We start from the raw sequence: 11,726 nt of genomic DNA on the forward strand, positions 1-11,726 counted from the left end.
AGCTCCTAATCTAACATAGGTGACTCTTATCTTAGCTGTCATTAATCTTTATCAAATTTTGTAAAAAATTCAAATTAAACGTTAGAATAACACATTTATGCTCCCCTTAAGGTTATAATAGCTCTTGTATAGTTTTGAGGTATTTAAGTGAATCATAAGCCGCGGAAACGATTTGGCCAGAATTTTCTAAAAGATCAGGCAATTATTGCGAATATTATCAATGCACTTTGCCTGCATCCTGAGGATAACGTCTTAGAGATTGGCCCGGGAAAAGGCGCATTGACCAGTTTACTATTAAAACATTTAAAAAAACTAACAGTTGTTGAAATTGATAGAGACTTACAGGCTTTCCTAAGTCAGGCCTTTAACCCAGAGCAATTAAGAATTATAGCTGCCGATGCACTAGCAATTCCTTATAATACCTGGGGAAATCAGCTACGTATTGTAGGTAATTTACCTTATAATATTTCTACTCCTTTAATATTACATTTACTATCTTTTATTAGTAATATCAAAGACATGCATTTTATGTTGCAAAAAGAAGTCGTTGAACGTTTAAGCGCAGAACCTGGCAACAAAGATTACGGCCGATTAAGTATTATCGTGCAGTACCATTGTGAAGTTACTCATTTATTTGATGTACCGCCAGAGGCGTTTTATCCTAAGCCTAAGGTAAAATCAGCTGTAGTAAAATTAGTGCCTTACTTAACTTTACCTCATCCAGCTGCTGACCTTAAAATATTACAAAATTTAGTAGCAACCGCATTTTCAATGCGGCGTAAAACATTGGCTAATAATTTAAAATCACTTATTAGCGCACAAGAATTAACTAATTTAGGGATTGATCCTGGTTATAGGCCTGAACAAATTAGTCTACTAAACTATATTAAAGTAGCTAATTTTTTATCAGATAAAACAAATTTAAAACACAAGTAGTGGTATAATAGATTATGGCTAAATTTTTGGAGATTAACTTGTTTCATCGATACAGTAAAAAAGGTACAGGGCAGGCTAAGCCATTAAAGGATTTAACACGAATCTTGACTGTAGAAGAAGTACTTTCTGACGAGAAAAGGGCTTTGTTGCTAGAACAAATTCGTACCACATGCGCTTTAGAAAAATCACGATTTGATAGCCTTTGTTTAAGTATTATTCATAATCTTGTTAATCATGCACAAAACTTACCAGAAACTTCAAACAGTTACTATTCCCAACCAGGCGGCCTGTTAGATTATGCGCTTAATCGAACTGAAGCAGCGCTTAACTTATTTAAAAAATTTGTATTATTAGAAGAAAATGCAGACTACTCAGAAGAGCAGAGATTATGGCAGTATGCTTTATTTTCTGCAGCCTTATTACAAGGTATTGGCAAATTACAAATTGATTATTTAGTTGAGCTTTATGACAATAATGGGCAGTTCCTAAAATTATGGAACCCGCTGCTGGAAAATTTAGTTTCTATAGGTAGCCATTATAACTACAGTTTTCAAAAAGAAGGTGATATTGATTTACGTCGTCGTTTAAATATTCTCTTAGCCCGAACTTTAATGCCAACAAGCGGTTTTAGTTGGATCGTTTCAAATACTCAAGTTTTAGCTGTTTGGCTTGCATTACTTAATGAAGATCCTTATTCAGCAGGAACTTTAGGCGCTATATTAATTCGCGCCGATGCAATAGCATTACAAAGATACCTCAATCAATTAAATTTCAAACCCTCAAGTAATAAACACAACCGCTATGGAAGAGCAGGGACATTTACAGGATTTGTTCCAGAATCTATCAGTGAGCTAGAGCAACAAATCGGTATACAATTTATTCAGTGGCTGACTAAATCCTTAGAATCCAGAGTTATTATGATTAATAAAGCGCCTTTATTTATGGTTCCAGGCGGCTTATTAATGTCTCCTGAGATTTTTAAATGGTTTGTTCGGGAACATCCCGAATACAAAAATTGGCAAGCAGCCCAAAATGGTTTTTTATCTTTAAAATTACATCAAGTTGGCCCAGATGGTAATCCTATAGCTCGCTTTGAGCAAACTAATACAAAACAAATGCAAAGTGGTATCATATTTAGTCATTATGCTGTAGCCTTACCTGCTTCAGTACAGTTTTATAATTTAAACACTGGTAAGACAGCAACTTTATCTGATATAGAAACTATTCACTTATCGCAATTTTCCAGTAATTTCACTGCACCTCAACAAACTAATGTAACAACTTCGCTAGAGGTATTAAATGCAGCTGGCCAATGGCAACAAGCAAACATTTTAAAAACTCCAGATTCGAAATTAAATTCTGGGTTAACTTCACGTGGCTGACTATGTTATTGGTGATATACAAGGTTGTTTCGAACCCTTCCTACGTTTACTTGAGCATATCCAATTTAATGAACATACTGATAAACTCTGGTTTGTTGGCGATCTGGTCAACCGTGGCCCTCAATCTTTAGAGGTACTACGATTTGTTAAAAATTTACCTATTAAACCTCCTATTACATTAGGAAATCATGACTTACATTTATTAAATAAACTCTTTGGTAACGCTACTAGAAAAAATAAAGATGATACCCTGCAATCTATTTTATTAGCCGATGATAGATATGAACTAGGACACTGGTTACGTAGACAACACTTTTTATATTACAGCGAGCAATTCAACATTGTTATGTGTCATGCCGGCATAGCACCTGTATGGAATTTTGCTACTGCTAAGGCATGTGCTTTAGAGCTTGAAACCGTTTTAAGAGGTGAAGATTATAAAGATTATTTAAATCATATGTACGGCAATCTACCGAATGTTTGGTCACCTCATCTTACTGGTTTTGATAGGTGGCGGATTATTACAAATTATTTTACCCGAATGCGCTTTTGCGGAACGCATGGTGAGTTACATTTAGATTATAAAGGAACCGTTGAAAAAGCGCCTCCAGCATTTATACCTTGGTTTTCTGTACCGGGAAGGCAAGAAATTGAGGCGGATATTGTTTTTGGTCATTGGGCAGCCTTGCAAGGTAAATGCCCTCATTCTCGCATCCATGCTCTAGATACAGGTTGCTTATGGGGTGGGCGTCTTACTGCTTTACGCCTTCAAGACAAACAACGTTTTTCTGTTCCTGGCTTAAATACTTAATTCATTACGATTAAGATATTTATAGATGCATCTATTTCTTATGCTTCCTATTTTTGATTTGATGTAAGTCTATAAAAACGCTATCTAGATAACCTTAATCTAAATAGCTAAAGATAAAATTTTTAAAGTTTAACTATATTGGAATAGTTTACTGTGCCTTCGTAGATTCTAAAATTTTAATATTATCGACGAAACACTTTGTCTCTCCACTCCAGGGAAAAGTAAAGGCTTCGCAATGATAAGTCAGCACGACATGTTTGTTATTTTCCATAGCATAAATTGCTTTCTTTACTAAATCAGATTTGAATTGGCCAAGCGTGAAATGGAATTCCCGCCCAGTTGCGCCACTTGCGTTATCAAGCCCACCGCGAATTAATTCCCCTTCATACGTTCCCCAATAACGGCCCTCTTTTGCGACTTTGACAATAATACCTGACTTCTGTCCTGAGTGGGTTGTCCAGCAGCCTGTTAATAAGCTACTTATTACCAAAAGAAAGCAAGCCAGAACTATTCTCATGAGCACCACTCCTGAAATAATGAATTAGATTAATAAATACTTCAGCTAGTTATCCAGCTTATTTCGCTTTTATTAAATATTACAAATACCTATAAAGGTTGCATTTAGCATAATCTATTCTGTTATTACTAATTAAGTATAGAAAATAATTACAATTTTATCGCTTTCGGAGAAGATTAAGCAAATGGGATAAGTTAAATTTTAAAGGTTAATGTATATAGAAATTAATTTACTAGAAGGATAGATTGAATAAGAAAAAATTCTACCTAAATAGAGAACCGTGCAAAATTTATTGAAATGTAATTGAGCGCTGTAAAAGTTTAAAGATGCCCTTCATTAAACAAATCAATGAAGGGCAAAACTAGATTAGTGTATCATTACATAACGGCCATGGCGAACTGTATAAGTATGACCATTACGATAAATAACACCATGCTTGCGGAAAGCAACCATATCTCGATAAACAACAGGTTGGCCTGTCAACACAGCCACACCACCAACTGTATCACTAACTACTGCGCCAGTTGTATTTACAACACCTGTGCTTGTGCTAACAAGAGTACCACCAACTGTGTCCATAGTATTAAAGCCACAGCCAACTAAGGCTGCTGAAAGTATAGCAACAGAAGTTCCTGTGAGTATTAACTTTTTCATATTGTTCCCTCTTTAGTTAATAGTCCATAATTAACTACTACAGTTTAAACATAGTACAAAATTTTATAATTGCTAATTTTAGTAAGAAACATTGTGCTTTTTTATAAGGCAAGGGCTCAATATAATTTGATAAATCAGCGGAGTTTAAGCGCCTAGGCTATGTAATAGCGATTAATATAAATAAGTTAAGTAGAAAGCAGAAAGTATATCCACAGGTATAAAGCGCTGCTGTCATTACATTAAGTTTCTTAGCTATTTTAAGAGTGACCGCGTAAGATTGACCATAGAAGCTGAGCCAATCGCTATTGAGTTAAGGAAAAACCGTTAAGCCTTGGCCTAAAAATACTTTCTTGATACTTTGTAAGTTGGGCCTTGGCCCAAACTACCACATTTTTATTAACTTAATTGCTAGCATCTTGTTTAGGCTAGTTTTAAACACAAATTGCATTTATGATGAATCTTTGCCTTGCTGAGGATGCCAAATAAAAACTAGTATTTATGTTTATTTTTTTGTAAAAGTACAGGTTAGATCAATTATCTCCTGCTCCAAATCTATATCTTGGCCTTTCATAATAAGTTTTCCATTATCTAAATAAATAGCCATCTTCATGATACTAATTTCCGTAGTATTGGATTTAATATCTCGATATTTTTCAAAACTCATGCTTTTTACTGTTAACATAGATCTATCCTGATTCCACTCAAGTACCGCATGTTCAAACTCTGCCGTGTTACTTTCGCCTGAAATTCCTTTTGTATGAAGGGGTCCTATACTAAACTCTTCACCATCTATACTAAAATACTCCGCATCATTTTCTATAGTTAAATCCATAGGTATCTCTGGATAATCATTTATAGAACAACCACCTGACCAGCTTCCTGAAAAATTTGTATAGTTACTATTGTGTTGCTTCGTTTGTTTTTTTGCATGTAAATGCGTGACCTGATTTGGCGTTCTACTAGGTATTAATTTATGAAAAAAATTTGAAGCAAATAGTGGCGTTGTAAAAATACTGCTTAATATAAAAAGGGTAGGCAAGGTGGTTTTATTCATTATAAGTCTCTCTAATTTATGAAATTTTTTTTCAGCAATGGCATTTTATCAATAAAATATTTATTATCAACCCATCGTAATTTCCCAAAATTTAGGCGCCACCTCACGCTAAAAGCCTAAATTTTGAAATTGAAGTATAGGTAGCCTGGATGCAGGCAGCGCTTGCTATTAAGAGTGCATTACCGAGAAGATTTAAATTGAGGTAAACAACACTTAAGAAAGTCATATGTCCTTTTATAGATACCAGGACTACTAGACTCGCGGGGGCCACCAATATTAAGAGTGTGAATATTATTTGCGCTTATCCATTCTTTTAAATTATTTATTTTATTTTTTTTAGTAGTTAAATTAATAATTAAATAAGGTTTACCTTGTTTTTTAGCCTCCTGAATGGTCAAAACTGTTCCATCTTTTATTTTATTAGGTAAAGGCCAATTAGGAACGATAATTATAGTACCATCAGAATCATGGATATTTAATTTTGTTCTTTCATCTGCATGACTTGTAGTAGCCTCTTGCAGATTAGGGTATTTGTTTAGAATGCAATCGCCATTTTCATCTAAACCACCTTTAGGACACCAACCGCCAATAGCAAAACCTAAATCTAAAGCAGCTAAAAGGGCCGCTTGATCCACACCTGTCTGCCCACCTGAGACAATTTTATCAATCATAACGTAACTCTGATAAAAATAACCTTAAGGAATCTTGTCAATATTACTTTTTACAATTTTCAAGATAATTAATAAGAAGATAGCAAATTTGCCTGGAGTATTAGTCTAGCATCATCCTATTTATTAATTTTACCTGTTCAAACCTATCTCCATTAAAGATAAAGTTAGATTTTATTAAACTTATAAATTTATATTGGCAAAGTGACTGCAAAGTCTATTTTTGCAAATAAATTGTAAAATCAGCCCAGATTCCACTTTGTAAGCCATTAACTCACGTTAAAATCTAAAAATCGGTAAAATATTAGAGTAACAGTGATGGTTACGTTATCAGCAAATGGTATTAAACCAAAAATAGAAGATAAAAGTAGAAAACAAGATGCAAGGATCAAGGCTATTGAAAATAACCCATGCAGTTTATGTAAAGCTCTTGGCTTACCTATTTGCCGAGGTCATGGCGGCGGTGGCTCTACTGGTGGAGATAGCTCAGGAAGTGACTCAGGTGATTCATATGAGATCGAAGATATCCCTTCACTAAATTTAAAGCCTTCCCTTGTAGAAGGAATGTTATTATCTTCATTTTTGGAAGCTAGTGAAGTCTGGCACGAGTCTCCTGAAGAGGATTTATTATATCTATTTAATAATGATTTAGCCCTGCTATCTTTATCTCTAGATTTATCTCAAGGCTTGATTACCTTTAAAGAAAATAAATTGCTTAATACAGATGAACAAAAGGATCTCGCTATTTTATATGATGCGATAAACAATGAATTTAAACAATTTAAGAAAGAATTAAGTGCTCAAAATATCAAACTTAATGCCACACTAATTAGGGAAAATAATAAGTTAACCATTACAATCCCTATCATTCCTAATTCAAAACACTATGACGCTTTTATCGCAAGGCTAATAGATAAAAATTTAATTCCCACAAAGAAAAGGGAATTAGAACTTGAGCGAACAACAAAAAAACAAGAAATTTTGCCAGATCAGGATATTAGAGCAGAGGCTTATAAATCACCAACACCCTTTGATATTTCTCGTGGGCCAAAACCAACGACTGATTATAAGGAATAGTCGTAAATATCTCCGAGTAAAATTATAGCCTTGATAAAACAACGTGTAACCAAGGATTATTTATTTATCTGTATGATTGGGCTCTCTCCTAAATAAATCGGTACCAAAACTGGTACCAAGCTTTAAGAAAGGAAAACTTGGGATTTGCCAAAACCTAGACTGGAGTTGGCTCCCAGGGCGGGCTCGAACCGCCGGCAAAGTTTTATTAAAACCCATGAATTGGCTGCCTGGTATCTTGGCGTACAACAATTACAAAATGAAGTTTTGCGGGATTGCTTATTGTTAATAATACTAACGGGGTTGCGCCGTCAGGAAGCAGCGACTTTACGCTGGGAGCAAGTGGATCTAAACGCTAAAACGTTAACCGTACTTGATACCAAAAACTATGAGTCTCATACCCTCCCCTTTCAAGCTACCTCTACGAACTGCTATTATCACGCAGCCAAAAAAGGATTAATGAGTATGTTTTTCCTGGCACAGGCGCCGCAGGTCATATTATTGAGCCACGTAAACAAATGACCAATGTAACCAAGCTCTCAGGGATTCATTTTACGGTTCATGATTTAAGACGAATGTTTATTACCATTGCTGAGAAACTAGATATCTCGGCTTATGCTTTAAAGCGTTTGATGAACCAAAATGAATGGCGATATCACTGCAGGCTACATCGTGACCTATGTTGAGCGGTTAAGAAAACCAATGCAACAAATTACAGATTATTTCTTAAGTGTATGGGGGTTCAACCATCTGCTACAGTAGTGGCAATTGATCCATCACAAGAACTGCCCAAGGTAGAATTGTGTTGAAACTTATTCTATATAACGATTTTCATTATATTATAAAAGTTTTAACACAGATCAAAAAATTCATGGCGTTCATTTTTTTTAAACACAGTGTATATGTGAACAAAGAAAGGGGGTAATTGGATGAATATAGGGAAATCATTCACCCACACAACTAGCTAAAAACTTACAGAAAGGAATAACATTTTGCTGAATACTGGCTTGCTCCAGTGCTTTCATATATTCATTTCTTCTATCAACCGGAATAATTGTCCATGGATAATGGCCAGCAGCCATCATCACATTCATTAGAAAACGGCCAGTTCGTCCATTTCCATCAGAGTATGGGTGAATATACACAAAGAAGAAATGACCAAGAACAATTCTAACCGCAGAATCTTTTTCCTGGCTCACTAACTGAAAGAATTCCTCCATTAATTCACTGACAATTTGTGCTCTAGCTGGAATATGTTTTGATTGATGGATATATACTGGATTTCTTCTATAACCAGCAAGATCTGTTGGTTTTAATATACCGGCTACAACACTGGGCTGAAAAAGTTCTCGATACCAGCTGCCATGATCTTTTTGTATGACGGTTCCGGGATTTTCTCCAGCCAATACTTTTATCAGACTTTTTTTAACGGCTTGAAAAGCCTGCCAATACCCTCGCGCGGCTAAGGCATTTCGTTGATTTCTATCATCTTCAAACGCATCAGGGTTCCATTGACCGGAGCGTACTTTTTCAATTAGTTCTGCACTGACCTGATATCCTTCAATGGACAATGAATGATAAGCATCATTAGTGTAGCTTTCCTCAACGGTTTCTAAATATTCTTCAGTACTGATAATCTTATGTTTTAGTTTTGGGAAATAATCGATGATAGGTTGTCGCATTTCATACCACATCACTTCTAACCGGCTACGGTAAGGTGGTTTGTTTGACTTTGAGAAATCAATGGGTGTATCGGTAGTGAAAGGGTCTTCTTCTCGAATCTGATACCCAGCACTTTCCATGGTCTCTTTGATGTCATCGGCTATTTGCGCCTTTCCAATATTTCTAAATGCACCACTAAGTCTTCCCGCTATCCAAGAATGCCCTTCATCCAATAAATAATGAAGTATGTCGGAGGCGTTGTTAAACATAGATAGAGTCGCTCTGGCTTCAGTTGGATATTGTGCGAAGAATTTGGGCGAGCAATAGATCACAGCAGGAGCCAGAGCAAATAATCTTAGCTCTTGTTTTACCTCGACATGTTCGGGTGCTGGCATTTTATAACGCACTTGAAACATTGAAGTGTTATGAGGCAACTCCATATTACGGTTCGTTCCACTGGGACTTCGCACTATTAATTGCTGAGGCACGGTCCAGTTTTCTGCATGGATAAGTAGAGATTGTTCGGGAGAAAGACACCAGTTATCACCAAAGCGTTCATTTAAATAGCTGGCACAAAAATTCCAAAAAGTAGCATACCATGCTGTACTACCTCTTTGTTCATCTGGTTTGACAGGTATGTACCAACCTTTTACAGCTTCTTCTAAAAATCCATTTTCTACCAAGCGTTCACGATGTGTTCTGCTGATCTCTTTTGACTGAATTGCATATTTACCTTTTCGCTGTAATTCTCGTAAAATTTCTAATGATTGAGCCAGTTTTTCTGATGGTTTCATTATCGCTCTCTCTGTTTATACATTATTGAAATCATAGTATATTACGCTGTGGAAATCGTAGTATATCATGTTGTATAAATTATAGTGTATTGCGCTGTGGAAAGGATAGTAAATCGTGTTTTATTAAAATTTAATGTTCTTGTAAACCCATAAAAAATGGGCGGGATTTCAAGGGCAAGTGGAGCACCTCGTCATTACTTGGTTTGAGTTGACCCAACTTTGTTTTGCATAAGTGGGACGCAGGGGACACATTCATTTTTAGAGCTATTCTTAGTAACAATCAATATCATTTAACAACATATCTTTGAATTCCCCTTGACAATCTTTGAGGGGATACGCGATACTCTTCCCGAGCTTGAGGTATAAGCTTCATGGCCAGTAGAGGCTAATGAGTAGGAAAAGCAGGAACGAATATCAAGGAATTGTCTAGTCTAAGCTGGATAGACTCTTGACTTCATTTAAAGGGAATTGACTGGTCGGCATTATGCTGATGAATAATCAATTTCGGAGTTCTCTATGTCTGCTCAAAAACCATCCCGTTTACATCTTTTAAATGAATTTGAATCCGCACCTCAGACTGCTCTTTTTAATCAACAAACCATAGCCGCGGTATTAAGTTGTTCCACTCAGTTACTTGAACGTAACCGTTGAGCTGGTGGTGGCGTCCCTATTTGAAAATCGGTCGCAAGATTTTATACCGTAAAAATGATGTACTCAATTTTCTCCAACAACAAAAAGTTTATCACTCAACCAGTGACGAAGGTCAGTCACAAATGGTTTGTAGCGCATAAACCTTTATCATTAAAGTAATATATAAATCTTTGCAGTAAATCTAAATTCCCTCGGTAAAAATTATTAATTTCATAATGCTCTTGATTAGCAGCAAAAATATGCAAATAAGTAACATCCTCCCTTTTTGTGATAAAGCTTATACCATGATCTATATTAAAAAAATCTCTCCCTTGAAGATAAATAGGATCATTACCATCTAATTCTGACCACAAAAAGTATCCCCTAGGAAGCAAATGCTCAATATCTATAGCAGCAATAGAATTAAATAACGCACACTTATAAAAATGCTTTATCCAGTCTGGATTATTTGTTAGTAGCTCTCTTGAACAATCATTGTTATAAATTTTTATATAATTAAAATAAGATAGTCCAATAGATTCAAGTAAAGGGTTAACTAATTCTTTAACATTAACACTACTGGTTAAAGCATGATGCTTTTCTAGATTGATTCCTCCCATTTAGCTAAAACTCAACTTAACATGGGAATATGGCTTGCTATTTTTTGAGCATCATTGATTTGAATTAAAGCTTTTAACAAGGCTTGTACGTTCTTGTTTACTTCTGGGGCAAAATGTCCATGAGCAAGAAAGCCACTTTCTCTGCAATTATCTATAAATTGAAACAAGGTATCAAAAAAACCTTTAACATTAATAAAGCCTATTTTTTTATTTAGTTCGCCTATTTTTATAGCATTACATGTTTCAATTGCTTCTTCCAGTGTACCAAGGCCACCAGGAACAACGACAAAGCAGTCTGCTAGTTGTTGCATTAATTGTTTTCTTTCTTGCATAGAGTCAACTATATAAAGTTTATCAAGGATAGCAAGTGGCTTCTCTTTATCAATAAGATAGTTTGTAATGACGCCAATGGCTTTGCCGCCTAGCTCTTTCACAGTGGTTGCTAAAAGGCCCATTAACCCAAGACTTGAGCCACCATAAACTAAAGTGAGATCTAATTCCACTATTTCGTGAGCGAGATCAATGACAGCCTGCTTAAAAGAGTTATTATTGCCATAGTTTGCGCCAAGGTACACACAAATTGTTTTCATAAGTAAATGTGATTGCTAGTTAATTAAGGTGAGCTATTTTACTTCTTTATCTATTTAAGGGAACACGTAGAAATTACGTGTATTAATTAATTTTGATTAATACATAATTATTGCACTTTTTATTACTTAAAGAATAGAAAAAAGGAGTTAATATGGGTTGTGTCATAACATTTAAAAATTCACTAGAAGAACAGGAATTTAACTGTGATTCTTATAAGCAGCGAATTTTAATTGAGATATTAATTAAATATGGCAATTATAGTATCAAGCAGATATCTACAGCATTAGATATCGCTGTTCACAAATTGCAAGATATTCTAGATGGGAATTCTTT

12 protein-coding genes and 2 pseudogenes are annotated in these 11,726 nt (G+C 35.3%); 7 read left to right on the forward strand and 7 right to left on the reverse strand.

Features of this window, described 5'->3' with window-relative positions; genetic code table 11:
- Positions 1-147 precede the first annotated feature (147 nt).
- The 3 genes from rsmA to ACQUW5_RS11585 are packed head-to-tail and all read left to right on the forward strand — an operon-like array spanning position 148 to position 3,129.
- Positions 148-936 (forward strand): 16S rRNA (adenine(1518)-N(6)/adenine(1519)-N(6))-dimethyltransferase RsmA, encoded by a 789-nt coding sequence (gene rsmA, locus ACQUW5_RS11575; RefSeq protein WP_444991413.1) that lies wholly within the window; start codon positions 148-150, stop codon positions 934-936.
- 14 nt (positions 937-950) lie between these two features.
- Positions 951-2,318, forward strand: a complete 1,368-nt coding sequence (locus tag ACQUW5_RS11580; RefSeq protein ID WP_510175241.1) for a TraI domain-containing protein — start codon at positions 951-953, stop codon at positions 2,316-2,318.
- Entirely contained in the window at positions 2,311-3,129 is an 819-nt protein-coding gene (locus ACQUW5_RS11585) for a symmetrical bis(5'-nucleosyl)-tetraphosphatase (protein ID WP_444991414.1), read from the forward strand. Before ACQUW5_RS11580 ends, ACQUW5_RS11585 begins: the two co-directional genes overlap by 8 nt.
- A gap of 148 nt (positions 3,130-3,277) precedes the next feature.
- On the opposite strand, the gene ACQUW5_RS11590 is transcribed toward ACQUW5_RS11585, so the two are convergent.
- The 4 genes from ACQUW5_RS11590 to ACQUW5_RS11605 all read right to left on the reverse strand — a co-directional run bounded on the left by ACQUW5_RS11590 (position 3,278) and on the right by ACQUW5_RS11605 (position 6,025).
- Entirely contained in the window at positions 3,278-3,646 is a 369-nt protein-coding gene (locus tag ACQUW5_RS11590; RefSeq protein WP_444991415.1) for a hypothetical protein, read from the reverse strand.
- A gap of 366 nt (positions 3,647-4,012) precedes the next feature.
- Positions 4,013-4,300: a hypothetical protein gene (locus ACQUW5_RS11595; RefSeq protein WP_444991416.1), complete on the reverse strand. Its 288-nt coding sequence runs from the start codon at positions 4,298-4,300 to the stop codon at positions 4,013-4,015.
- A 502-nt stretch (positions 4,301-4,802) separates the two neighbouring features.
- On the reverse strand, positions 4,803-5,354 hold the full coding sequence (locus ACQUW5_RS11600) for a hypothetical protein (protein ID WP_444991417.1): 552 nt from the start codon (positions 5,352-5,354) through the stop codon (positions 4,803-4,805).
- 179 nt (positions 5,355-5,533) lie between these two features.
- Positions 5,534-6,025: a YpsA SLOG family protein gene (locus ACQUW5_RS11605; RefSeq protein WP_444991418.1), complete on the reverse strand. Its 492-nt coding sequence runs from the start codon at positions 6,023-6,025 to the stop codon at positions 5,534-5,536.
- Positions 6,026-6,340: 315 nt separating this feature from the next.
- Between ACQUW5_RS11605 and ACQUW5_RS11610 the strand changes: the two genes are divergently transcribed.
- Together ACQUW5_RS11610 and ACQUW5_RS11615 are read left to right on the forward strand one after the other, a co-directional pair.
- Positions 6,341-7,099, forward strand: a complete 759-nt coding sequence (locus tag ACQUW5_RS11610) for a hypothetical protein (protein ID WP_444991420.1) — start codon at positions 6,341-6,343, stop codon at positions 7,097-7,099.
- A gap of 189 nt (positions 7,100-7,288) precedes the next feature.
- Positions 7,289-7,905: pseudogene (locus tag ACQUW5_RS11615) on the forward strand (tyrosine-type recombinase/integrase); the annotation flags it as partial.
- A gap of 135 nt (positions 7,906-8,040) precedes the next feature.
- On the opposite strand, the gene ACQUW5_RS11620 reads toward ACQUW5_RS11615, so the two are convergent.
- Entirely contained in the window at positions 8,041-9,228 is a 1,188-nt protein-coding gene (locus tag ACQUW5_RS11620; protein ID WP_444991421.1) for a Fic family protein, read from the reverse strand.
- An 840-nt stretch (positions 9,229-10,068) separates the two neighbouring features.
- On the opposite strand from ACQUW5_RS11620, the pseudogene ACQUW5_RS11625 reads away from it, so the two are divergent.
- Positions 10,069-10,343: pseudogene (locus tag ACQUW5_RS11625) on the forward strand (helix-turn-helix domain-containing protein).
- Here ACQUW5_RS11625 and ACQUW5_RS11630 read toward each other — a convergent pair.
- Together ACQUW5_RS11630 and ACQUW5_RS11635 are read right to left on the reverse strand one after the other, a co-directional pair.
- Positions 10,320-10,802 carry a hypothetical protein gene (locus ACQUW5_RS11630; RefSeq protein ID WP_444991422.1) on the reverse strand — a complete coding sequence of 161 codons (483 nt, stop codon included), beginning with the start codon at positions 10,800-10,802 and terminating at the stop codon, positions 10,320-10,322. The pseudogene ACQUW5_RS11625 and the gene ACQUW5_RS11630 sit on opposite strands and share 24 nt — an antisense overlap.
- An 11-nt stretch (positions 10,803-10,813) precedes the next feature.
- Positions 10,814-11,392 carry an LOG family protein gene (locus ACQUW5_RS11635; RefSeq protein ID WP_444991423.1) on the reverse strand — a complete coding sequence of 193 codons (579 nt, stop codon included), beginning with the start codon at positions 11,390-11,392 and terminating at the stop codon, positions 10,814-10,816.
- Between the two features lie 152 nt (positions 11,393-11,544).
- On the opposite strand from ACQUW5_RS11635, the gene ACQUW5_RS11640 reads away from it, so the two are divergent.
- On the forward strand, positions 11,545-11,726 hold a 182-nt coding region (locus ACQUW5_RS11640; RefSeq protein ID WP_444991424.1), incomplete at its 3' end, for a hypothetical protein.

It is taken from the genome of Legionella pelazae, from assembly GCF_052527395.1.

What these genes read in the sequence shown, in the direction of transcription:
- ACQUW5_RS11600 (WP_444991417.1), bottom strand. Translation starts at nt 5,354, where the DNA reads ATGAATAAAACCACCTTGCCTACCCTTTTTATATTAAGCAGTATTTTT.
- ACQUW5_RS11635 (WP_444991423.1), bottom strand. Translation starts at nt 11,392, where the DNA reads ATGAAAACAATTTGTGTGTACCTTGGCGCAAACTATGGCAATAATAAC.
- ACQUW5_RS11595 (WP_444991416.1), bottom strand. Translation starts at nt 4,300, where the DNA reads ATGAAAAAGTTAATACTCACAGGAACTTCTGTTGCTATACTTTCAGCA.
- ACQUW5_RS11590 (WP_444991415.1), bottom strand. Translation starts at nt 3,646, where the DNA reads ATGAGAATAGTTCTGGCTTGCTTTCTTTTGGTAATAAGTAGCTTATTA.
- ACQUW5_RS11580 (WP_510175241.1), top strand. Translation starts at nt 951, where the DNA reads ATGGCTAAATTTTTGGAGATTAACTTGTTTCATCGATACAGTAAAAAA.
- ACQUW5_RS11610 (WP_444991420.1), top strand. Translation starts at nt 6,341, where the DNA reads ATGGTTACGTTATCAGCAAATGGTATTAAACCAAAAATAGAAGATAAA.
- ACQUW5_RS11630 (WP_444991422.1), bottom strand. Translation starts at nt 10,802, where the DNA reads ATGGGAGGAATCAATCTAGAAAAGCATCATGCTTTAACCAGTAGTGTT.
- ACQUW5_RS11605 (WP_444991418.1), bottom strand. Translation starts at nt 6,025, where the DNA reads ATGATTGATAAAATTGTCTCAGGTGGGCAGACAGGTGTGGATCAAGCG.